The organism is Streptomyces sp. V4I2, assembly GCF_030817655.1.
In the GTDB taxonomy this organism is placed as follows: Bacteria; Actinomycetota; Actinomycetes; order Streptomycetales; family Streptomycetaceae; genus Streptomyces; species Streptomyces plumbiresistens.
Window position 1 is genome coordinate 9,972,936 of the sequence record NZ_JAUSZM010000003.1, and the last position, 22,734, is coordinate 9,995,669.

Consider the following 22,734-nt stretch of genomic DNA (forward strand, 5'->3'; position numbering starts at 1 on the left):
CATCAGGCGGCGGGGGCGGCAGTGCTCCAGCGTGGCGGGGCCCCGGGGGCGGTGGACGGTCGTCACGACCCGGTGTCGCCACTCTCGCGACAGCGGGCACTGGGCACTGGACCCAACACCGCTGACATCCCCCTGCATCTCGCAGAACCTCACACCACTGCGGACGACACTTCGGCAAGAGAGACGGGAATCAGCTGCTCCGCCCAGATGACCTTGCCCTCGCGGTTGTGCCGCGTGCCCCAGTGTTCGGTGAGCTGGGCGACGAGGAGCAGGCCGCGGCCGCCCTCGTCGAAGACCCGGGCGCGGCGCAGGTGCTGCTGGCGTCTGACACTTCGCGCGTCAGGGCGGATTGAAGAATCATCCGCAGTTGGATGGGGCTCTTGCCGTAGCGGATGGCGTTCGTCACCAGTTCGCTGACCACGAGCTCGGTGGTGAAGGCCAGTTCTTCCAGACCCCAGGCGATCAGCTGATCGGATGCGTGGACGCGGGCCTCGGAGACGACGGTCGGGTCGCTGGGGAGGTCCCACGAGGCGACGTGATCGGCGTCAAGAGCTGCGGTTTGTGCCACAAGGAGGGCGACGTCGTCAGCGGGGCGGCTGGGCAGCAGTGTGGAGAGCAGTTCGTCGCAGGTCTCCTCGAGGGACGCCGGTGCTCGGGCGAGAACGTCGCGCAGCAGTGCGAGGGCGGTCTCGAGGTCACGAGAGGGGCTCTGGACGAGGCCGTCGGTGAACAGCACCAGCCGACTGCCCGGTGCCAGTTCGAACTGGGCGGTTTCGAAGGGGAGTCCACCCAGGCCCAGGGGTGGGCCGATCGGCAGTTCCGGGAGGTCGACCGCGCCGGATCCGGAGGCATCGTCGTCAGCCGTCGGGGGAGTCACCACGGCCGGCGGAAGGTGTCCGGCGCTGGCCAGGGAGCACGTGCGGGAAACAGGGTCGTAGACCGCGTACAGGCAGGTGGCGCTGATCTCGTCCGTACCCCGTTCCTCCTCGCGCTGCAGGCGGATGACCACGTCGTCGAGGTGGGTGAGCAGTTCGTCGGGTGTCAGGTCGATGTCCGCCAGGGTGCGGACGGCCGTCCGTAGTCGGCCCATGGTTGCCGCGGCATGCAGGCCGTGACCGATCACATCGCCCACGACGAGAGCGACGCGGGCTCCGGAGAGCGGTATCACGTCGAACCAGTCGCCCCCCACGCCCGCTCGCGATCCGCTGGGCAGGTAGCGCGATGCCGTCTCGACGGAGGACTCCTCCGGCACGTGGTGCTGCAGCAGGCTGCGTTGGAGGGTGAGAGCGGTGGAACGCTCCTGGGTGTAGCGACGGGCGTTGTCGATGTTCACCGCCGCTCTGGACGCGATCTCCTGGGCCAGCAGCAGCTCGTCGTCATCGAAGGGCTCCGCCGTTCGACGGCGGACGAACTGTGCGAGTCCCAGCGGGCTTCCACGGGCCCACAGCGGGACCAGGAGTATGGAGCGCAGGCCCATGGCCCGCAGGGCGAGCTCGTGGTCCGCCGACATCGCCAGCCATGGGGGGATGTCGTCGGCGGTGATGCGGAGCCGGAACGGTTGTCCGGTGGCCAGTACGCGAGCCGGCTCCGATTCTTCCGGGTAGGTGAACGTCTGCCCTGTGGCTACTGCCGGGTCAGGGCAGCTGTCCGAGACAGCGTGGGCGATGCGGCGGAGCGTCGCAGGATCGGCCACGGGGTACGTCCCCTCCTCCTGGAGGGCGGAGCAAAGGAGGTCGACGGTGACGAGGTCGGCGAGGTGGTCGGCACCGACGTCCGCCAGTTCCTGCGCGGTGCGGGTGGTGTCCAGGGTGGTCCCGATCCGTGTCCCGGCCTCGTTGATCACGATCAGCCGTCGTTGCAGCCAGCGGTCGCGTTCCCTCTGGTAGGCCGCTACAGCCTGTTCCGCCGTGCGATCGACGTACTCGAAGCCCATCGCGCTCAGGGTGACCGTCGTCGTTGGCCAGCTGTTGGGACCCGGCGACACGGGTTGTCTCTGCGTAGAGCTGATCAAGCAGACCCGCGTGGACGAGCCGATAGACGCGAAGGAGCTGGCTGATCGGCACCCCGTGATCAGCGAGTCGGCAGGCGAACTCGATGGCGGCGGGCGGCGTCGTGACCTCGGTCAGATCAAGGGGCCGCGCTCGAGGAAATCCAGAACGGTGGCGATGTGTTCGGACAACGCCACCGGCGCCACGGCGGCGATGTCCTCGTACTTCCACACCTCGGGAAGCTCGCTGAGCAGGTGTTGCAGCACCACGTCGCCCAATTGATCCGCTCGGGGTGCGAGGCCCCGAGCGAGATCGCTGAGGAAGGCATGGGCGTCGGTTCCCATAATCAAAAGGTACCGCCGCCCTGGCCGACGGGCTGTGCCGCGGAGTCCGGTGGACGCGGTCGCTCACCGTCGGCCAGGTCGCTGTCAGCCGTTCACGGGGTGTGACCGGCGCGGCGGAGGACCGGGCGCAGTGTCTCGATGACGCCCGGGTCGTCCACCGTGGAGGGGATGGGTTCGTCATGGCCATCGGCGATACCGCGCATGGTCTTGCGCAGGATCTTGCCCGAGCGGGTCTTGGGCAGGGCGGCGACGACCGTGACGTCCTTGAGTGAGGCGACGGCGCCGATGCGTTCGCGTACGAGTCGGACGAGTTCGGCCTCGACCTTGCTCGGTTCCCGGTTGCTGCCTGCTTTCAGGACGACGAAGCCGCGCGGGATCTGTCCCTTGAGTTCGTCGGCGACGCCGATGACGGCGCATTCGGCGACGTCGGGGTGGGCGGCCAGGGCCTCTTCCATGCTGCCGGTGGACAGCCGGTGACCGGCGACGTTGATGACGTCGTCGGTGCGGCCCATGACGAAGACGTAGCCGTCGTCGTCGATGTGGCCGCTGTCGCCGGTGAGGTAGTAGCCGTCATAGGCGGAGAGATAGGAGGCGACGTAGCGGTCGTCGTCGTTCCAGAGCGTGGGGAGCGCGCCGGGCGGCAGGGGCAGCTTCACGACGATCGCACCGTCGACACCCGCGGGCACCGGCTCGCCGGAGGGGTCAAGGACGCGGACGTCCCAGCCCGGCAAGGGGCGGGTGGGCGAGCCGGGCTTGAGGGGAGCGGTCTCGATGCCCACAGGGTTGGCGACGATGGGCCAGCCCGTCTCGGTCTGCCACCAGTGGTCGATCACCGGGACGCCCAGCAGGGCACTCGCCCAGTGATAGGTCTCGGGGTCGAGGCGCTCGCCGGCGAGGAAGAGATAGCGCAGGTGGGAGAGGTCGTAGTCCGCGGTGAGTGTCCCCGTGGGGTCCTCCTTGCGGATGGCCCGGAAGGCGGTGGGCGCCGTGAACATGGTCTTGGCCCGGTATTCGGCGGCGACGCGCCAGAACTGGCCCGCGTCCGGAGTGCCGACCGGCTTGCCCTCGTACAGGACCGTCGTCGCGCCGGCCAGCAGGGGCGCGTAGACGATGTACGAGTGCCCGACGACCCAGCCGACGTCGGAGCCGGTGAACATCGTCTCGCCCGGGCCCACGTCGTACACGGCGCCCATCGACCAGTTCAGTGCGACCGCGTAGCCGCCGCAGTCACGCACGACTCCCTTGGGTTTTCCGGTCGTTCCGGACGTGTAGAGGATGTAGAGGGGATCGGTGGCGGGGACGGGAACGCAGTCGGCCGGCGGCGCGGCGGCGACCAGCTCGGCCCAGTCGAGATCGTCCGGCCCCAGCGCGGCCGGCTCCTGCGGGCGTTGCAGGATCACGCTCTTCTCCGGCTTGTGGACGGCGAGCTCGATCGCCTGGTCCAGCAGCGGCTTGTACGCGATGACCCGCTTGCCCTCGATGCCGCAGGAGGCGGAGACGATCACCTTGGGGGCCGCGTCATCGATGCGGAGGGCGAGCTCGCGCGGGGCGAATCCGCCGAAGACGACCGAGTGGACGGCGCCGATCCGAGCGCAGGCCAGCATCGCGACGGCTGCCTCGGGGACCATCGGCATATAGATCACCACGCGGTCGCCGTGTCCCACGCCGAGCTGTGCGAGTGCTCCGGCGAAGGCCGCCACCTCGTCCGTCAGTTGCGCGTAGGTGTAGGTGCGGCGGGTGTCGGTCACGGGGGAGTCGTAGACGAGCGCGGGTTGTTCGCCGCGGCCGGCCTCGACGTGCCGGTCGAGCGCGTTGAAACAGACGTTGAGCCGCCCGTCGGGAAACCAGCGGTAGAAAGGGGCGCCCGAGGAGTCCAGGGCGCGTTGCGGAGTGACATCCCAGTCGATGCCCTCAGCCGCCTTCAGCCAGAAGCTCTCCGGGTCCTCGGTACTGGCACGGAAGACGTCCTCGTACGTTCCCATCGCGTCGCGCACTCCTTCGTGGCATCGAGGGACGGTGGTGGTGCTGCGTGCGGAAACAGTGTGGGACACAAGTACCGCATGCCGCCCGGCATGGTCGAGCAGGATGCCGGAGACCGGCGGACCGGTCACCGGCATCGCGGTGGTGGGGGCGGTCTGGCCGGCAGACGCCACCCGGCCGTCAGGTGCAGCTGCTGCTCACGCGCCGAGGTGCTTGCGGAGCCACTGGCCCATCTGCTGGATCGCCTGGTCCACCTCGGGTACGCGCCCGGCGCCCAGGACGAAGGAGTGCTGGCCTTCGGGCATCGGGTGGACCTCGGAGATGACCTTGAAGTCCGCGAGTCGGCGGCCGAGCTGGGCGCCGTCGTCGGCGAGGGTCTCGTACTCGCCGTAGTGGACGGTCGTGGGCGGCAGGCCGGTCAGATCGGCGTTCGCGATGCTGATCGCGGGGTCGGTGAAGTCCACGGTGGGGTCCTGCAGCCAGGCTCCTCGGAAGAGTTCGAGGGTGTTCCGGCTGAGCATCTTGTCGTTGTCCTCGTTCTCGTCCACCGACGGGTTCTGGATGGTGAGGTCGGTCCACGGCGAGACGCTGACGATCGCGCCCGGGGTGGCCTCGCCCTTGGCGAGCAGGCGCAGCGGGAGCAGGACCGCGAGGGTGCCGCCGATGGAGTGGCCGGTGCTGCCGATGTTGTGCGGCTGGTAGCCCTGGGAGAGCAGCCACCGGTAGGCCGTCTCGGCGTCGTCGAGCTGCGCCGGGTAGGGGTGTTCGGGCGCCAGGCGGAAGTCCACGACGAGCGAGCGGGCGCCGGCCGCCTTCGCGATATGGCCGGCGGCCTTGCGGTCCGAGTGCATGGAGGCGGTGACGGATCCGCCGAAGTGGAAGTGGAGCAGCGCCTTGTCGGGATCGGCACCCTCGGGGATCGCCCACAGAGCGGGGACGCCGCCCGCGTCGACCTCGGCGTAGGTGACGCCTTCCGGCTCTGTGGACGCCTTGTGGTTCGAGTCGACGATGTCGCGGACGACAGCCAGGTCGAGGCCCGGTGTCGACGACTTCGCGCTCACACTCGCGAGGAACTCCGCGAACTGCTGTGCCTCTGGGCTTACTCCCATGGTGGTGCTCCTTCTCAGGCGGGTGCCGTGCCGGTTCCCTCGCGGCAGCCGGCTTGATGTGCTGGCCATGACGCTATTGGCTGAGTGTAAGAAAGTAAACTCAGCTGAGGGTGAAATCACCCGGGAGGGCTGTGCTGCTGCGCACTTGGCACCGTCGTTGTGCCCGGTGAAATCGCCGCGTCGAGCGCATCCTGGGCCTCCGACGATGCGTGCATGGCTGCCGACGGCACATGTGGAAGGTTGTAGTCGTGCATCGGCCACGGAACCGGAGGGTGAGATCGGCGGACGCTCACTCCGGCATCAGTTCGGCCGTCCGGTCGGCGACCTCGTGCCGTAGAGCGGTCCACAGGGCCCGTACGGCGGGGTGCGTCACGGCCTCGCGGCGGACGGCCAGGGTGATGGGGAGCCGGATGTCGATCTCGTCGGCGAGCAGCCTGCGCAGGTTCGTCCGCTGGGTCAGGAAGGCCGGCAGGACGCCGATGCCGGCCCCCTGCTGGGTTGCTTCGAGCTGGGCGAAGACGTTCGTCGAGGAGAACGCCGGGGTCATTCCGGGAAGGTGGCGTTCGATGTCGAGGTCGCCGACCTGCAGCATCGACTCGATGTAGAAGATGAGCGGGTGCTCGCGCAGTTCGGCCACCGTCTCCGGCCGGCCGTACTGCGTGAGGTAGTCGTCACAGGCGTAGAGCCCCAGCGTGTAGTCGGTGAGGTGCTCGGTCACCAGGCGGCTGCTGGAGGGAACGCCGATGACGAGAGCGAGATCGAAACCGGACGGGCGGAGGGTGAGCTGCCGTGTCGCGGTGATGAGTTCCACCTGGAGCCGGGGGTGCCTGCGGCGCACCCGTACGAGGGCGGGTGTGGCGAAGGCGGTGCCGAAGCCGTCGGGCGCGCTGACGCGCACCGTACCGTGCAGGGACGGCGAGTCCTGGCCCGCCACGGTGTCGACGACGCGGTCGACGGCCTCCTCGATCGCGCGTGCGTTCTCCGAGACGGCTCGTCCGATGTCCGTCAGCGTCCATCCCTCCGTGCCCCGTTCGATGAGGCGCAGGCCGATGCTCTTCTCCAATGCGGCGATACGGCGTGACACGGTGGTGTGGTCCACGCCGAGGGCGTCGGCGGCTGTCACCAGGCGTCCGGTACGGGACAGCGCGAGCAGGTAGCGCAGGTCGTCCGCGCGGAGTTTGCGTGGATCGACGGATCGATGGGAGCCGGTCGGATGCGGGGCAGGGTTCTCGTCAGGGGAGTGGGAGTGCACGGCTCGACGCTATCTGCATTTCTGCACAGCGGATGTGCGCTATTGGTGGTTGATTGCACACGGCGCGGGACCGCACAGTCGGGGCAGCGGGCGCGACATGCCCCGCCGTTCTTGCTGAGAGGGCCGCCATGGTTGCCAGCATTTCCCTCCCGCGGATCCTGCGCGTCGGCGGCGGCGCCGTCGGCGAGCTGGGCGACGTCGTCCGGGGGCTGGGCCTGCACCGCCCCCTGCTGGTGACGGACGGATTCCTCGCCGGGACCGGTGCCGCGGAGCGACTGATGGCGACGCTGAGGGATGCCGGACTGCGGCCGCACCTGTTCGCCGGCACCGTCCCGGATCCGACGACCGACTCGCTCGACGCGGGCCTGACCGTGCTGCGCGAGCACAGGGCGGACTCGGTGATCGGATTCGGCGGCGGCAGCCCGATGGACACCGCCAAGGCCCTGGGCCTGTTGGGCGTCCAGGGCGGGCAGATGCGGGATTACAAGGCCCCGCACACCAACCTCGGCCCGGCGCTTCCGGTGATCGCGGTACCGACGACCGCGGGCAGTGGCTCGGAGGCGACCCAGTTCACCATCATCACCGACAGCGCCACGGACGAGAAGATGCTCTGTCCGGGGCCGGCGTTCCTGCCGGTCGCCGCCGTCGTCGACTTCGAACTGACCCTGTCGATGCCGCCCCGGCTGACCGCCGACACCGGCGTCGACGCGCTCACTCATGCCGTCGAGGCGTACGTGAGCCGTAAGGCCAATCCGTTCTCCGACGGCCTTGCCCTGAACGCGATCCGGACCATCGGCCAACACCTCCGCCGCGTCTACGCCGACGGGACAGACACCGAGGCTCGCGAGGCGATGATGCTCGCCGCGACCCAGGCCGGCATCGCCTTCTCCAACTCCAGCGTGGCGCTCGTGCACGGCATGAGCCGCCCGATCGGCGCTCACTTCCACGTCGCCCACGGTCTGTCGAACGCGATGCTCTTCCCCGCGGTGACAGCGTTCTCCGTGCCCGCCGCCGCGAGCCGGTACGCCGACTGCGCCCGCGCCCTCGGAGCCGCCACCGACGGTGACAGTGACGCCTGGGCCGCCGACATGCTCGTGGAGGCGCTCCGCACCCTGTGCCAGGATCTTGAGGTGCCCACCCCCCGAGCCCACGGCATCGACAAGGACGAGTGGTTCCGCTTGCTGCCCCTCATGGCCGAGCAGGCGCTCGCGTCCGGATCCCCCGCCAACAACCCCGTCCTACCCACCACGGACGAGATCCAGGATCTCTACGCGCAGATCTACGCCTGACACCCGGCGAGTGAGGAACGTCATGGCCACGACAGCCAGGTCCGCGGATGACGAGATGATGAGATGACGACCGATGACTGATACCGCAGCGGTCGAGATTCTCGCCGACGTCCACAGGGGCGTCGGCCGCATCCTGCTGAACCGCCCCAAGGCCCTCAACGCCCTGACGACAGGCATGGTCGTCGCCATCGACCGTGTGCTCGCCGAGTGGGAGCACACACCGCTGTCCGCTGTGATGCTTGCCAGTACCAGCACGAAGGCGTTCTGCGCCGGTGGAGACATCCGCACGATCCGCGAGCACAGCCTCGCCGGGGATGCCGAGGCCAGTGAGCTGTTCTTCGCCTCCGAGTACCGGCTCAACGCCCGGATCGCCGAATATCCGGTGCCGGTCGTGTCGCTCATCGACGGCCTGTGCATGGGCGGCGGCCTCGGTCTGTCCGTCCACGGCAGCTTCCGCGTCGTCACCGAGCGCGCGGTGCTGGCGATGCCCGAGACCGGGATCGGGTTCTTCCCGGATGTCGGGGCAAGCTGCTTTCTGCCGCGGTTGCCCGGCGCGCTCGGCATGTACCTGGGACTGACGGGGCACCGGCTCGACGCGGCCGACGCCCTGTACACGGGGCTGGCCACACACTTCGTTCCCGCGGACGCGCTGGAGGGGGTCGGGGATGCCCTGGCCGACAACCCCGGCGACACTGTGGACATCGTCCTCAACCGCCTCGCCGGCCGTTCCCCGGTGGCGGAGAGCGGACTGGCGGAGGTACGCGGGGACGTGGACTGGGCGTTCGGCGCGCCATCCCTCGGCGAGATCGAGAAACGCCTGCGCCACCTCGACACCCCCTGGGCGGCAGCCGCGCTGGCCGCCCTGGAGTCCGCCTCGCCGCAGAGCCTGGAGATCACTCACGCCCTGCTGGCCCGGGGCAGGCAGCGCACGCTGCGCGAGTGCCTCGGCGCCGAACTCGCCCTCACGCGCACGACCATCCGCACGCCGGACTTTCTGGAGGGGGTTCGTGCTGCCCTCGTCGACAAGGACCGCACGCCCAACTGGCAACGTGCGTCGCTCGGAGGACGGACGCTGCCGTCCTGAGCAGGTCCACCGTGAGGAGGGCATTGCCTCGCGCAAGGGGCTGGTCGTGGGGGAGGGGCGCGCTTCAAGGAGACGGGAGCGCGGGCCCGCCGACCAGGTTGTCACGGAAGCGGGAGCGGAAGGCGCTCTGACTGTAGTCAGTCATGCGTGAGTCATGAGAGTCGAGAGCTGCGCGCCGTAGGTGCGTCTCCCCGACCCGGGAAGTCCTCGTGTCTCTGCCTGGGCGGGCTCCCGCAGGCGGGGCGGCTCGTCCGCCGTGATCACACTCCCGAACACGCAACGGGTGCGGGAGCTTGACCACGGCTCGGGTTCGGGTCGGCGTAGAAGCGTATGGCGCGCTGCATGGCGAGCCATATGGCCCGCGAAATGGCACCGAGACGCCTACAGCGGCGGCTCTCCGCGGCCGGCACCGCCTCAGTCGTTGTCCGGCACCATCGAGACCACGACCTTGCCGGCCTTGGTACGGCTCTGCTCGACGTGCGACATCGCCTCGAGTGTCTGGTCGAACGGGAAGGTGCTGTCGATGACCGGGCGGAGCTTCCCGCTGTCGTAGAGGGCGCCGAGTTTGCGTAGCTGGGAGCCGTTGGCCTGCATGAAGAAGAACTCGTAGCGCACGCCCAGCGCCTTCGCCTGCTTGCGGATCTTGCGGCTGAGGGTGCTCATGACCAGGCCCATGAAGGAGGGGGCGCCGAGCTGCTTGGCGAAGCCGGCGTCCGGCGGGCCGACGACGCTGATGGCCAGGCCGCCGGGCTTCAGCACGGTCAGCGACTTCTCGAGGTTCGCTCCGCCCACGGAGTCCAACACCAGGTCGTAGCCGGACAGCACCTTCGAGAAGTCTTCCTTGGTGTAGTCGACGACGACGTCGGCGCCGAGGCTCCTGACCGACTTTTCGGTGTCGGTGTTCGTGGTCGTCGCCACCGTGGCGCCGAGGTGCTTGGCGAGTTGGATGACTGTCGAGCCGAGGCCGCCGGCACCGGCGTGGACGAGCACCTTGTGACCCGGCTTCACATGGGCACGGTCGACGAGGATCTGCCAGGCGGCCAGAGCCACCAGCGGCACGGCGGCTGCCTCCTGGAAAGTGAGGGAGGCCGGCTTGGGCGCGACATCGTCCATGTCGATCGCGATGAACTCCGCGAAGCCTCCGATCCGCAGGTCACGCGGACGGGCGTAGACCTCGTCGCCGGCCTTGAGGCCGTGTACGGCGGAGCCGACCCGCGTCACGACGCCGGCCACGTCGTGGCCGAGCACGAACGGAAGCTTGTACTTCAGGAGCTGCTTGAACTCCCCGTTGCGCACCATCTTGTCCAGCGGGTTGATACTGGCGGCCCTCACGCTGACCAGGACGTCGCGGTCTCCGACGGTGGGCTCGGGTACCTCCGCGGCGCGCACGCCGTCCTTGCCGTACTTCTCGACGACGAATGCCTTCATGTCGGCCGCCTTTCTGTGTGGGTGTTCCAGTGGTCGATGCGATTCTTCGCGCAGGTCTCCTGCGCGCCCGTTTGTCGCGTGCGGCCGGGTTGATGTGCTGGTCATGACGCTACCGACTGAGTATAGAAAAGTAAACTCAGATAGGTTGGGGGCCCATGGTTGCGGGGGCTGAAGCTCTTCGGGACGCCGGCATCGCTTCAGCGACTTCGAAACGCGTCCTCGGTTGTCCTCGTCACGCCCAAGAGAACGGCTCTGGTCCCGGCCGTGATGGGGCTGCGGGGGTGGGGTGACCGTTGCCGCGCCGACCCGGAGGGGTCGGCGGTACTGGCGCGACATCGCGGATGCGGCGCGCAGGTCGACGTCCAGATTCGCTGTGAGCGGGGCCACGCCGTGCAGGCGGAAGACATCGAGAGCGCCCCCGGCCCGGCATTTCGTAGGAGACCCGCCGGGTGAGCTGAGCGCGGTTGCGTCAGGGCTCGTCGTGGGCTCGGTCTGGCGGTGGGCTCAGCCTCCGGGCGGTGTGCCCACTCCGTCTGTCACGGGCCTGGTCAAGGCGGACCTTGGTGCGGTTGCCGCAGCGGGGCATGGAGCACCGGCGGCGGTTGTCGGCGGGGGAGCGGTCCAGGAGGCGCAGGGCTCACATGTCCGCGCTGCGGACGCGCACGCGGCGGATCTCGGCGGACAGGAGCGGATCGACGGCGTCCTGGGCGATCAGTGTCGGCGCTGCTGCGGCATCGGTGGCGATGCTCGTGGTGCCGGCAGGCTCCAGGGGCCCGTCCGTTGGCTATGTGCAGAGTGGGTGAGGGCCTCAGCTGCTGCTGGGTTCAGGGTTGTGACGTCGCTGGATGCGGGTAGCCGACCGCCGGCGGCCGCGAGTACGGCTGGGGCGACCGTCTCGTGCAGTCGCCGGCTCGACGCCAGGACGACGGCAGCGGCGGGGCTCCGCGAGATCGGTTACGGGAAGTACGTCCTTGTCGACGCATGGCAACCAATCCCCTTGACGGGCCAACAACCCCTTAATCACGTGGTGTTGGCCCCAGTCGGGTAGCTCGTGTTCAGGATTTCCGTCAAGGCCCCTGTGGTGCGGTCAGGGCTTTGTGGGTCGACTCGAGGATCTTCTCCGACAGTTCTGTGCCTGCTGTGGCCCGGGCAAGCAGGATCGCGCCGACCAGAGTGGCCACCATGGGAAGGCCGTCGTTGGTGTCGGTGGACATCCACGCGGCGAATTCCTCGACTCCGGCTGCGTACGTTTCGCGCACCTCCCCCGCTGTGGGCTCGCGAGCCACGTCCCCTGCGAATCCCGCGGTGGGGCAACCGGTGCCGGGCTGGTCACGGTGCTCGGCCGACAGGTAGAAGTCGACGAGGGCGCCGCGCGCGGTGTCGTGATCGCCGTGGGTCGTATCGAATGACGCCAGGAGTAGGTCAAGGTCCCCGAAAGCGGCTTGAGCCGCCTCGGTCACCAGGGCCTCCTTGGAGGGGAACTGCTTGTAGAAGCCGCCCGTGGTCAGCCCGATGGACTTCATCAGATCGGCGACGCTGATGCCGTTCACGCCGCGCTCCCGGAAGAGCTGGGCGGCCGCGGCGACCGCACGCCTGCGGTTCTCGAGCGCTTGTGCTTGCGAAACGCGACTCATCAGTCACCTGCCCACATTAGATAGTAGAGTGCATCTATCATATGCGAAGTGGGGCGGCCGAGGCGCCCGACCACAGCGGCCCTTTTCTGTACGGCCGGTGCAAAATCCCGTGGAGCGCGTGCGCAGCGGCGGACGGAGCCTGTTCAGCCTCTTTGGCGACAAGTGGGCCCGAAACCGTCCACGGCGACCATGTGCCCGAGGATCCTCCATCCGAACCTGATCGGCCGTCGACCCAGGTGTCCGGCGTTCACGTCTAGCGGCCTCCGACCGCGGGCGGTGACTGCGGGCGGTGACTGCGGGCGGCGGGGACGTTGACTGGACTGCGTTAGATACCTATCGTAATCTAAAGCGGGACCGACGCTCTGGCCCCTCTACTCATCCGCCAGCCCAGAAATGAGATCCACCCATGACCACGCAGAACAAGACCGCTGTCGTCACCGGTGCGTCCGCCGGCCTGGGTGCCGCCTATGCGCAGCGGCTTGCCGACCGGGGCTACGACCTGATCCTGGTGGCCCGGAACACCGCGCGGCTGGAGACGCTGGCGTCGGACATCCGCAGCCGCACGGGCCGCGCAGTGGACGTCGTCGCCGCCGACCTCACCGATGCGGCGCAGGTCTCCGTGGTCGAGGAGCGTCTGCGCACCGACGAGAGCATCGAGGTACTGATCAACAACGCCGGCGGGGGGCTGTTCACGCCGCTGGCGACCTCCGACGCCGCGGCCTCCGAGGCGCTGATCAACCTCAATGTGACCTCGCTGACCAGGCTGACCACCGCGGTCCTGCCGGGCCTGACGGCCCGCGGGCACGGCACCGTGGTGAACGTCTCCTCTGCCCTGGCTCTCAACATCCTGCCCGTCAGCGCTGTCTACAGCGGCACCAAGAGCTACGTGCTGACGTTCACCCAGGCTCTGCAGCAGGAGCTCGCCGAGAGCCCTGTGACCGTGCAGGCCGTGCTGCCGGGCGCTGTCCGTTCGGAGTTCTGGGACGGCTCCGGCGCCGACCTCGAGGCGTTCCCCGACGAGTGGATCATGAGTGTGGACGACGCCGTCGACGCGGCGTTCGCGGGCCTCGACGCCGGGGAGCCCGTCACCATCCCGTCACTGCCGGATATCAGCGACTGGGAGTCGTTCGAGAAGGCGCGTCAGACGCTCGTCCCGAACCTGTCGCAGCGCGTCCCGGCCGATCGCTACCGCGGCTGACCGCCGCCTCGACTCCCGTGCGGGAGTCCCTTTCCGACAACGGCACGCCCGCCGCTGCACTGCCATGGCGGCGGTCAGGTGCACGGCCAGCCCGTCCGCACCCTCGACGGCCCCTTCCAACACCTCCTCCGCGCAGCCTGCCTTCCACACTCGCGGCAGCCCGCCACCCATTCCCTGCTCTCTCTCACCCTTCATTGAGGAAACATCCATGTTGAACGCCCTGTGGAACCCGATCGTCGCCGGGGAGATCTCCCTGCCGCACCGGTTGGCGATGGCCCCCATGACGCGGGACCGGTCCACGCCGGAAGGCATACCCACCGAGCTGAACGCCGAGTACTACGCCCAGCGCGCCTCGCACGCCCTCATCATCACCGAGGGCACCCAGCCCAGCGCCGACGGACAGGGCTACCCGCTCACCCCCGGCATCTACACCGAGGAGCACATCGCCGGGTGGCGCAAGGTCACCGACGCCGTGCACGGCGTCGACGGACGCGTCGTCATCCAGCTCATGCACGCCGGACGGATGTCCCACCCCGACAACACCTTCCACCACCGGCAGCCTGTCGCCCCCTCCCCGGTCCGGCCGGCGGGCGAGATGTTCACCGCGTCCGGGCTCCAGGAGATGCCGGTACCGCGCGAGCTGACCACCGAGGAGGTCGCCGCGACGGTCGAGGACTTCCGGCGTGCCGCGGCGGCCGCCATCGCGGCCGGCGCCGACGGCGTCGAGATCCACGGCGCCAACGGCTACCTCGTGCACCAGTTCCTCGCCACCAACACCAACCGGCGCACCGACCAGTACGGCGGCTCCGTCGAGAACCGCATCCGCTTCGCGGTGGAGGTCGCCACCGCGGTGGCGGACGAGATCGGCGCCGGCCGCACCGGCATCCGTATCTCCCCCGGCAACCCGTTCAACGACATCGCCGAGAGCGACACCCACGAGCTGTACCCCGCACTCGTGCGCGCCCTCGCCCCCCTCGACCTCGCCTACCTGCACATCGGCCACGGCGGCGACGACGAACTCCTGCACACACTCCGGAAGTTGTGGCCGAACACCTTGCTTCTCAACCGGGCCGGCACCGACATCGCCACCCGCGCCAAGGACATCGAAGACGGCATCGCCGACATCGTCACCGTCGGCGTGATGGCCCTCGCCAACCCCGACCTGGTCGAGCGCGTACGTGCCGGCGCGCCGCTGAACACCCCCGACCCCGCCACCTTCTACGGCGGCGGCGAGGCCGGCTACACCGATTACCCCACCCTCACTGCCTGACAATCCCCGGCGATACCGGTCCTGGCGGGCTGGTATGCCCAGCTGGCCCCATGGAGGTGCCACGTGTCTGAGCACGCTGCAGTTGAACTGAGCCCGGAAGCGCTCGAATTCGCGGACTTTTTCGCCGCGATGGTGATTCCCGAGTCCGAACTGGACGCGAACCGGACCCGGGTGGAGAGCTCCCATCTCATGGCACGGGAGCCGGAAGGTGTCACCTATCGGGAGGTGGACGCGGGTGGCGTGCTGGGAATCTGGTGCGAACCCGTCGACGCCAACACCGACTACGTCCTCCTGCACAGTCACGCCGGGGGTTCCGTATTTTCGTCGGCGGTCGTCGACCGGAAGCTCGCCGGCCATATCGCCAAGGCCGTCGGGGCCCCCGTACTGGTCCTGGACTTTAGGCGGGCGCCGGAGCACAAGTACCCGGCTCAGGTGGACGACGCGGAGGCGGCCTTCAACTGGCTGCTCTCCGAAGGGTATGAGCCGGGGAACATCATCACGATCGGCCACTCGATCGGCGGGTTCATCGCCGTCGCCCTGGCGCTTCGTCTCCGCGACAAGAAGCAGCCGTTGCCCGGGGCCATCGTGTCGATTTCCCCCTGGTGCGACCTCGAGATCGCCAACGAGACCATGGTGACCAACGCCGGGACGGACAAGATTCTCAGCAAGCAGTTGCTGGAGTTCTTCAGGGATGCCTGGATCGGCGGCACGGGCATCGAGTTCACGGACACCAGGATCAATCTGAACCGGGCGGACCTGAGCGGTCTGCCCCCGACCCTCGTCTCCTGGGGAACGTACGAGGTCCTGGCCGGCGAGGACGAGGAGTTCGCCGCCCGCGTCAAGGACGCCGGAATCGACACGGCGACCGTGGTGGTCCCCGGAGGCCAGCACTCCTACGTCTACGGTGCCGGCCGCATTCCGGAGGTCGACGCCGCCATCGCACAGATCGGCGCGTGGGTCCGGGAGAAGACGAAGATCTGACCGAGCGGTACGGGCGCGGCAGTCGCAGGATCCGCGCACCTGCCGGACCGGGACGGTGGACGGACGCCGACATGGGCTGCTGCGGCGCTCAGGTCCGCGACGCACGCGACCTCGTCCCGGTCCGGCAGGCGGCGTAGTCCCGGTCCCGAAGGCGACGGTCGAGACGACCGACCACGACGGCGGCGTCGCCTCCGCGCGCACCGCCGTGCGCGACCAAGCTCGCCGACTCTCGGGTCGCCGACCGGGAACGAGGATCCGTCACGTCCGGTCGGCCGGCGCCAAGGTCGCGGTCCAGCCGGCGAGACTCCCCGTCGACAAAGCGACCAACTACCAGCCGGCCTTCCTACCCCCCTGGTCTACGGTGCATTCGGCTACGACCGCACCGGCCCTGCTCCTGCCTCCCACGCCGTACTGCCGGCCCGGCTCGTCCGGCACCCGCAGGGCCACGCACGTCCCGCCCTGTGGAGAACCTTCCACCCAGGTCAAGGGGAACGCCGTCGCCTATGTCTCTCCAGTCGTAGACCCGGTTCAAGGCCCGTACCGCTCGTGCACATCCCGCCACGGACCACCTGTCCCGGTCCGCACCGCCAGACTCCGCTCTTCACGGCCGGCATGGGACGCAAGGCACTCAGGGGAGGACGTCGGCGTGGGTGGCTGGTCGGACATCACGAGCACCGTGCGCCCCGTCACGCGGTCCAACTCCGCCGCCGTTGCCCCTCAGGCGCCGTCCCGCCCGCGACCGCGAGGTCGATGGCTCACGACCGGAGACGGGCGCCTGTTCCCAGCCGGGCGGTGACTTCACGGGGAGTGAGAGTTGAGTGCTCCGCGGAGCACTCGACGACGACGCGGACGGGGGCATCGCACTCGGTGTGGCGGACGTCCAGTAGAGGACCCTCGGAACCGAGGGTGTACGCCTCGCCCCACTGGGTCAGCGCCATCAGGACGGGCCATAGGTCCCAGCCCTTGCGGGTCAGGCGGTATTCGTTGCGGGAGCGGCTGCCGGGCTCCCGGTAGGGGACGGTCTTGAGGATGCCGGCCGAGGTCAGCTTGCGGAGGCGGTCGCTGAGGACGGCCTCCGACAGGCCGATGTGGCGGTGGAAGTCGTCGAAGCGGCGGACTCCGTTGACGGCGTCACGCAGGATCAGCAGCGTCCATTTCTCCCCGATCACATCGAGCGTGCGCTGGACGGGGCAGTTCTCCGTACTCGCCTCAAGCCACTCCATCCTGCCATCGTAAAGGTCTGGCTTCGTCATTGACAGTCAGGCGACCAAAAGTCTAGCTTCACTTGAAAAAGTCAGCTGAGAGTCAGAGAAGGGCGCTGGACCGTGGGGCGAACGCGTACGTATCACTGGGACGATCCCGCGATCTCAGCGGAGGCCGCCGGGTGTATGGCCGGCATCGACTTCCTGCGCGAAGTGCAGGCGGGGCGGCTGCCGAGGGCGCCGATCAGCCTCACCGTCGACTTCGCCCTGGACGAGGTGGAGCCCGGCAGGGCGGTCTTCTCGCTGACACCGGGGGAGGAGCACTACAACCCGATCGGCAGCGTGCACGGCGGCATCTTCGCCACCCTGCTCGACTCGGCGGCGGGCTGCGCAGTCCAGTCCCTCCTCCCGCAGGGCATGGCGTACACCTCGCTCGACCTGACCGTGAAGTTCCTGCGACGGGTCACCGTGGACACGGGCCCAGTGCGCGCCATTGGCACGGTCGTCAACAAGGGCCGCCAAACCGCCCTGGCCCAGGCCCAGTTGGTCGACGCGAAAGACCGTCTCCTCGCCCACGCCACCAGCAGCTGCATGCTCATCCCGGTACCCGTCCCTCGGGTGTGACTGGGCAGGCAGAGACGAGGCGGGTGGGGCAGTCGGGGCGGACAGGGAGTGCATCGATAATCCGCTCGACGGCGTCCCGCTGCCCCTGGGTGACTCGTCGACTGTGAGGCTGGTTGGTGCGTGTCACAGCCACGCTTGGGCGCCCGGGGAGACGTTTCCCTCGGGCGTCGGGCGCTCTGAACAAGCGGCGTGGACGGGGTGGTCGGTGTAGCCGGCTGCGCCGCCGCCGTAGAAGGTGTATTTGGGGTCGGGTGTGTATGGGGGCGTTGGCGCGTACGCGCTCGACGAGGTCGGGGTTGGCGAGTGCCATGGTGTCGACGGTGATGACGTCCGCGAGGCCGTCTTCGATGTCCTTGGCGCAGGTGGCGAGGTCGGCGCCGGGCCGGTTGAGGAGCAGCAGGGTCGGCCAGAGCTTGCGGAGGGTGTTGAGCAGTTCGTCGTCGCCGCCGTGGCCGATCTGCAGGTAGGCGGTAGGCGGTAGGCGATGCTCACGGTGACGGCCGACACCATGAGCCCCACCTACGAGGGCGAGTTCAGATGCCGGGACCGTGTCAGCCGTCACTGATGAAAGCCCGATGCTCAGCCGTCGCCGCTGTCGACTCTTTGGATTATGTTCGCAATGTAATAGACTGGCGAAGTCGGTGAAGGGCAACCGGTCCTTCCGGCCGGCGAAGGAGCGTGTGCTGTGGTGCGGTACGGAAAAGAGCACAAGTCGGAGACGAGGCGGCGGATCATCGAGGTGGCGGGCCGCCGGTTCAAGCAGGACGGTATCGACGGCTCCGGGGTCTCGACGCTCATGAAGGACGCGGGGCTGACCAATGGGGCCTTCTACGCTCACTTCGAATCCAAAGACGACCTCGTCACCACGGCAATCGCCGACCAGTTGAAGGTGCAGGCCGAGGAGGTCGTCGCGCGGGCCGCACCCGGCCGTGCCGGACTCGAGCAGATTGTGCGCGGGTACCTGTCGCCCCAGCACCGCGGCAGCCTTGGCGACGGCTGCCCCAACGCCGCTCTGCTCGACGAGATCGGGCGCTGCACTGACACGACGAGGCAGGCGTACACCGACGGCGTGCTGATCCTCATCGACGGCATTGCCGCCCGCATCGCGCCCGAGGCCCCGTCCTCCGCACACGTGAAGGCGCTCAGCCTCCTCGGGCTGATGGCCGGGACACTGCAGCTGTCCCGCGCCTTGACCGACACTCAGCTCGCCAAGGAGCTCCTCGATCAGGGGATAGACAACGCCCTCGCCCTGCTGGATGCCGGGCAACGCGTCTGACGCATCACCATCCTGGCCGCAGGCTGTGACTCTCGGGGGAACAGCCCACACAGGCAGCCAAAGCTTCTGAAAGACCCGCATGCGGTTCTTCGCCGGACCCAACCTTTTGACCATCGACGAGTTCGGCTGCCTCCGGCCGCTCAGGAAGGCGCCTTCGTCCCTTTCCAAGTGATCTGCCAGCGGTGTCGGAATTCTCCAGGCCCTGCCGCCGACGTCGGGATCGCCGCCTGTGCCCGGCGCCTTCGGGATGTCGTCGTCGCCGCGGCGATGCTCGACCGGCTCCTGCAACGCAACGGACCGCAGTCGTCGGCATCGACGGCCCTTCCTGCTCGCTCCGCAACCATCAGAACCAGGCCGAGTGTTCCGGAGTGGCGGGAGGCCCGTGGCGGATCCAATGGGGATGAAGAACGGATCTCGCCGATAGCGACGATTCTCATCAATGCGGCCAGGACTTCCTGGCTCAGCACGCCAGGTCCTTCCGAAGGGCGTGACCAGCTTCCTCGCGGACTGGCCGCTCCAGCCCACAGCCGAACAGGACGACTCAATCCGGGCGGGTCCGTGACACCGGATCGGGTGCCGCTGCCCGGCTGGAGCGAGGCGGCGTTTGGCCGGTGCGGCGGCAGAGTCCGCGGCCGGTGTCGCGCAGGATCGGCAGTGTCCACATCTCCCCGACGGCGTCGAGCGTGCGCTGGAGCGGACAGCCGTCCGTACTCATCTGAGGTCTTGCCGAAGACGACGCCGGGGGCGGCGGGCGAGGTGCGGAGCGCGGAACGGACGGACGCCTATACGGTCGCGGCGCGACGGAACCAGGGCACCCCCGGTCCACTCGAGGCATCTTCCAGTTCCACGAGCGGTTCGTGGCGGAAGCCCTCGACTTCCTCGAGCGGTAGTGGGTGACAGGGGCGGGCGGCATGTGCGCCGGGGAGGTTGGAGGCTTCTCCGGCCCTGCGTGGTCGACGCCCGTCAACCGGTCATGAGTTGAGGTCGGAGGGCCACTTCACGAGTCCGCGCGTGGCCATGCCCGGACGCGCGGAACGGCTGTCGCATCCGGGCTCGGCTCAATGCCCTCGCTCAGCGCCTGGCGGAGGTGGACCGCCGCACAGTTGCGGCTCGGTCGTTCCCCTTAGCGCATGAACGTCTGGGCGTTCGCGATTCCCTGCTCGAGGACCTCGTCGGCGAACTTGCGGTCGGCGAGCGCGCGGGACAGTTGCAGCGTCCCCACCAGCATGGTGAAGAGCCCGATGGCGTTGCCGCGAGCGGACTGCGGATCCCCAGGCGCCAGACGGGTGGCGATCTCTTCCACGATGGCCGTCGCGCCCTCGGTGTACGCCTGCTTGGTGGCGTCCGCGCAGCGGCCGATCTCGTCGAGCAGCGCGGCGGAGGGGCATCCGGTGCTGGGCTGGTCGCGGTGCTCGGGCGACAGATAGCCGCGAATGAACTCCTCGAGTCCCTGTCGGCCCGCCGGCAGTGTGTCGTCCCCCCGCCTGCGTGCGAAGTTGATCGGCGACAACGTGGGCGACGAGGTCGTCCTTGGAGGCGAAGTGGGCGTAGAACGCTCCGTTGGTGAGCCCGGCGTCCGCCATCAGTGTCGAGATGCCCGAGCCGTCGATGCCGTCCTGCTTGAATCGGTGGCGGCCGTCTCGATGATCCGTTGCCGCGTCACCTACTTGTGTTCCTTGGCGTAGCGCGCCACAGGCTTCCTCCCGTCGCGATGTAATGCCATTGCCTTGCGGCCCGAGCCGAGTCCATGGCCTCACATATATAATATTACGCTCGTGAGGCCATGTGGATGGCTCGCGCTTCGAGGTGGACACCCCGGGTGGGTCGTGACATCTGCGCTCGGGCCGGTCCGGCGGATCGGTGCGATGAAAGATCTTGTGAGGGCCTTGGTCCTTCTCGTGTGCAGCCAGGTCGAGCGGCCGGGTTGCGGCGCCGACGGCTGAGTATCTATAAGTAAACCCAAACTCGGTTAGGATCGCTCCCATGGATGCGTGGACCGAAGTTCTTCAAGACACCGGCATGGACCCTCGACTCGACCGGGACACGTCCAACTGCTCGATCGCGCGGACTCTTGAGATCGTGGGCGAGAAGTGGACGATCCTGATCCTGCGTGAGGTGTGGTACGGCTCGTCCCGGTTCGGGGACTTCGAACGTGTCCTGGGCTGTCCTCGTAACCTGCTGGCGACGCGGCTTCGGATGCTGGTGGAGGAAGGGATCCTGGCGACCGAGACGTACAAGGAGCCCGGTTCGCGGAGTCGGCCGAAGTATGTGATCACCGCTAAGGGCATGGATCTGGTGCCGGCCGTGATGGGGCTGCTGGAGTGGGGTGACCGTTACCGCGCCGACCCGGAGGGCCCGGCGGTACTGGCGCGACACCGCGAGTGCGGCGCGCACGTCGACGTCCAGATTCGCTGCGAACGGGGCCACGCCGTGCAGGCGGAAGAGATCGAAAGCGTTCCCGGCCCGGCATTTCGTATGAGGCCCGCCGGGTGAGCTGAGGACTCCTCCGTCAGCTTTCCGTGATCCCGCCGCTCTGCCGTGTACGCGCCTGATGGAGGCGGACCTTGGTGCGGTTTCCGCAGCGGGACATGGAGCACCAGCGGCGGTTGCGGGCCGGGGAGCGGTCCAGGAAGCGCAGTGCGCAGTGGTCCGCTCCGCAGACGCGTACGCGTCGGATCTCGGCGGACAGAAGCAAGTCGACGGCGTCCTGGGCGATGAGCGCCAGCGCGAGTGTGGGGTCGTCGGCGAGGGTCGTGGTGCCGGCGGGCTCCAGGCGGTCGTCGGTGATGACGAGTTGCAGGGCGGGTCGGGGGGCCGCCGCTGCCGATCGGTTGAGCAGTGTCACGTCGCCGGATGGGGGCAGTCGGCCGTCGGCGACCGCCAGTACGGCCCGGTCGACGGTCTCGCGCAGCCGGCGGGCGGACGTGAGAGCGGCTGCCGTGGCGGGATCGGTGGTCGCCGGTGCGAGGAGACGGGCCTCCCGGAGCCAGCCCATCAGGTCGTCCGGTCCCCGGAGTGTCTCCTCCGGGGTGGTTCTCCATCGGCTGCGAAGGGTGTTGGCGAAGTCCAGGCAGACCCGTCCGCCATCCCAGATCCACATGTTGTCCGTTGCCACTGCCACGCCTCCATTTTGCCCGCTAGCCGAACCGTCAAAGACGGTTAGCTCGTGACAGGAAGGCGCATCCATGGGACAGCCGACAGCGACGACCGGAGTGACGCAGGTGGACGGGGTCCGCCTGCACTTCGTCAAAGCCGGGTCCGGACCTCTGCTCGTCCTCCTCCACGGCTGGCCGCAGACCTCCGACTGCTGGCGGCCGGTACTGGCGGATCTCGCCACCGACCACACGGTTGTGGCGCCGGACCTGCGCGGATACGGCCTGAGCGACAAGCCCGCCTCTGGTTACGGCAAGCGGCGTATGGCCGCCGACATGGCAGGTCTCGTCGAGGCGCTCGGCTTCGAGCGGGCCATGGTCGTGGGCCACGACCGCGGCGCGCGCGTGGGGCACCGCTGGGCGCTGGACCGACCGGACCAGGTGGAGCGGCTGGCCGTGCTCGACATCGTTCCGACGCGGGAGATGTTCCGCCGCCTGGACGCCTCGCTCGCCTCCGGGTACTGGCACTGGCTGTTCCACATGCAGCCCGATCTGCCCGAGCGCTTGGTGGGGCACGACATCCGCGGGTATCTCGAGTACTTCTTCGAGCGGTGGACCTACAACCGCCACGGACTCACAGCCGACGCGGTCGACGGCTACGTCCGTGCGTTCTCCCGCCCGGGCGCCCTGCGCGCGAGCCTCGACGACTACCGCGCCATGGAGGAGGACACGGCGCTCGACGACATCGACGCCGCCGAAGGCCGCCGCCTTACCATGCCGCTGCTGGCGCTGTGGGGTTCCGCGGGACTGCCTGCCCGCCTGCCGACACTGGAGATCTGGCGTGGCTACGCGGACGACGTCACCGGTGCCGAGATCCCGGAGTGCGGCCACTTCGTTCCGGAGGAGCAACCGGAGGCGCTGTTGGCGCACCTGCGGCCTTTCCTGGCCGGCGGACGAGCCGGTGAGCCCCCACGGTGACGGAA

General features: G+C 68.7%; 19 protein-coding genes and 1 pseudogene. 9 read left to right on the top strand and 11 right to left on the bottom strand.

The window, feature by feature from the left end:
• Positions 1-190: 190 nt before the first annotated feature.
• The 5 genes from QFZ76_RS46615 to QFZ76_RS46635 form a co-directional block, all read right to left on the bottom strand.
• Entirely contained in the window at positions 191-1,933 is a 1,743-nt protein-coding gene (locus QFZ76_RS46615; RefSeq protein ID WP_307679385.1) for a GAF domain-containing SpoIIE family protein phosphatase, read from the bottom strand.
• Positions 1,934-2,122: 189 nt separating this feature from the next.
• Positions 2,123-2,332 carry a hypothetical protein gene (locus QFZ76_RS46620; protein WP_307679386.1) on the bottom strand — a complete coding sequence of 70 codons (210 nt, stop codon included), beginning with the start codon at positions 2,330-2,332 and terminating at the stop codon, positions 2,123-2,125.
• A gap of 92 nt (positions 2,333-2,424) precedes the next feature.
• Positions 2,425-4,314 carry a propionyl-CoA synthetase gene (locus QFZ76_RS46625; RefSeq protein ID WP_307679387.1) on the bottom strand — a complete coding sequence of 630 codons (1,890 nt, stop codon included), beginning with the start codon at positions 4,312-4,314 and terminating at the stop codon, positions 2,425-2,427.
• 195 nt (positions 4,315-4,509) lie between these two features.
• The gene (locus QFZ76_RS46630; RefSeq protein WP_307679388.1) at positions 4,510-5,421 is read right to left on the bottom strand and encodes an alpha/beta hydrolase fold domain-containing protein; all 912 of its coding nucleotides are present in this window, start codon (positions 5,419-5,421) and stop codon (positions 4,510-4,512) included.
• 289 nt (positions 5,422-5,710) lie between these two features.
• Positions 5,711-6,673 carry a LysR family transcriptional regulator gene (locus QFZ76_RS46635; RefSeq protein ID WP_307679389.1) on the bottom strand — a complete coding sequence of 321 codons (963 nt, stop codon included), beginning with the start codon at positions 6,671-6,673 and terminating at the stop codon, positions 5,711-5,713.
• 128 nt (positions 6,674-6,801) lie between these two features.
• Between QFZ76_RS46635 and QFZ76_RS46640 the strand changes: the two genes are divergently transcribed.
• Both QFZ76_RS46640 and QFZ76_RS46645 read left to right on the top strand, forming a co-directional pair.
• A complete protein-coding gene (locus QFZ76_RS46640; RefSeq protein WP_307679390.1) occupies positions 6,802-7,962 on the top strand; it encodes an iron-containing alcohol dehydrogenase in 1,161 nt (386 codons plus the stop codon).
• A gap of 73 nt (positions 7,963-8,035) precedes the next feature.
• The gene (locus tag QFZ76_RS46645) at positions 8,036-9,046 is read left to right on the top strand and encodes an enoyl-CoA hydratase/isomerase family protein (protein WP_307679391.1); all 1,011 of its coding nucleotides are present in this window, start codon (positions 8,036-8,038) and stop codon (positions 9,044-9,046) included.
• A 414-nt stretch (positions 9,047-9,460) separates the two neighbouring features.
• Here QFZ76_RS46645 and QFZ76_RS46650 read toward each other — a convergent pair whose 3' ends face one another.
• From QFZ76_RS46650 to QFZ76_RS46655, 3 genes are all read right to left on the bottom strand, one after another.
• Positions 9,461-10,474: an NADP-dependent oxidoreductase gene (locus QFZ76_RS46650; protein WP_307679392.1), complete on the bottom strand. Its 1,014-nt coding sequence runs from the start codon at positions 10,472-10,474 to the stop codon at positions 9,461-9,463.
• 469 nt (positions 10,475-10,943) lie between these two features.
• Complete coding sequence (locus tag QFZ76_RS52010) at positions 10,944-11,108, bottom strand: CGNR zinc finger domain-containing protein (protein ID WP_373464577.1); 165 nt, start codon at positions 11,106-11,108, stop codon at positions 10,944-10,946.
• Positions 11,109-11,541: 433 nt separating this feature from the next.
• Positions 11,542-12,108, bottom strand: coding sequence for a TetR/AcrR family transcriptional regulator (locus QFZ76_RS46655; protein WP_307679393.1), 567 nt, complete (start codon positions 12,106-12,108; stop codon positions 11,542-11,544).
• Positions 12,109-12,514: 406 nt separating this feature from the next.
• Here QFZ76_RS46655 and QFZ76_RS46660 point away from each other — a divergent pair, with 406 nt between their 5' ends.
• From QFZ76_RS46660 to QFZ76_RS46670, 3 genes are all read left to right on the top strand, one after another.
• Positions 12,515-13,306, top strand: a complete 792-nt coding sequence (locus QFZ76_RS46660) for an SDR family oxidoreductase (RefSeq protein WP_307679394.1) — start codon at positions 12,515-12,517, stop codon at positions 13,304-13,306.
• 208 nt (positions 13,307-13,514) lie between these two features.
• Positions 13,515-14,576 (top strand): alkene reductase, encoded by a 1,062-nt coding sequence (locus QFZ76_RS46665; RefSeq protein ID WP_307679395.1) that lies wholly within the window; start codon positions 13,515-13,517, stop codon positions 14,574-14,576.
• Positions 14,577-14,639: 63 nt separating this feature from the next.
• Positions 14,640-15,557, top strand: a complete 918-nt coding sequence (locus tag QFZ76_RS46670; RefSeq protein ID WP_307679396.1) for an alpha/beta hydrolase — start codon at positions 14,640-14,642, stop codon at positions 15,555-15,557.
• Between the two features lie 755 nt (positions 15,558-16,312).
• Here QFZ76_RS46670 and QFZ76_RS46675 read toward each other — a convergent pair.
• Positions 16,313-16,780: a helix-turn-helix domain-containing protein gene (locus QFZ76_RS46675; RefSeq protein WP_266451860.1), complete on the bottom strand. Its 468-nt coding sequence runs from the start codon at positions 16,778-16,780 to the stop codon at positions 16,313-16,315.
• A gap of 102 nt (positions 16,781-16,882) precedes the next feature.
• Here QFZ76_RS46675 and QFZ76_RS46680 point away from each other — a divergent pair, with 102 nt between their 5' ends.
• The gene (locus QFZ76_RS46680) at positions 16,883-17,383 is read left to right on the top strand and encodes a PaaI family thioesterase (RefSeq protein ID WP_307679397.1); all 501 of its coding nucleotides are present in this window, start codon (positions 16,883-16,885) and stop codon (positions 17,381-17,383) included.
• 685 nt (positions 17,384-18,068) lie between these two features.
• A complete protein-coding gene (locus QFZ76_RS46685) occupies positions 18,069-18,659 on the top strand; it encodes a TetR/AcrR family transcriptional regulator (RefSeq protein ID WP_307679398.1) in 591 nt (196 codons plus the stop codon).
• A gap of 1,123 nt (positions 18,660-19,782) precedes the next feature.
• Here the strand turns inward: QFZ76_RS46685 and QFZ76_RS46690 are convergent.
• Positions 19,783-20,322 (bottom strand): annotated as a pseudogene (locus tag QFZ76_RS46690) (TetR/AcrR family transcriptional regulator).
• Between the two features lie 356 nt (positions 20,323-20,678).
• Here QFZ76_RS46690 and QFZ76_RS46695 point away from each other — a divergent pair.
• A complete protein-coding gene (locus QFZ76_RS46695; RefSeq protein ID WP_307680336.1) occupies positions 20,679-21,152 on the top strand; it encodes a helix-turn-helix domain-containing protein in 474 nt (157 codons plus the stop codon).
• Between the two features lie 16 nt (positions 21,153-21,168).
• Here QFZ76_RS46695 and QFZ76_RS46700 read toward each other — a convergent pair whose 3' ends face one another.
• A complete protein-coding gene (locus QFZ76_RS46700; RefSeq protein ID WP_307679399.1) occupies positions 21,169-21,780 on the bottom strand; it encodes an ABATE domain-containing protein in 612 nt (203 codons plus the stop codon).
• Positions 21,781-21,844: 64 nt separating this feature from the next.
• Here QFZ76_RS46700 and QFZ76_RS46705 point away from each other — a divergent pair, with 64 nt between their 5' ends.
• Entirely contained in the window at positions 21,845-22,729 is an 885-nt protein-coding gene (locus tag QFZ76_RS46705) for an alpha/beta fold hydrolase (RefSeq protein WP_307679400.1), read from the top strand.
• Positions 22,730-22,734: the final 5 nt, after the last annotated feature.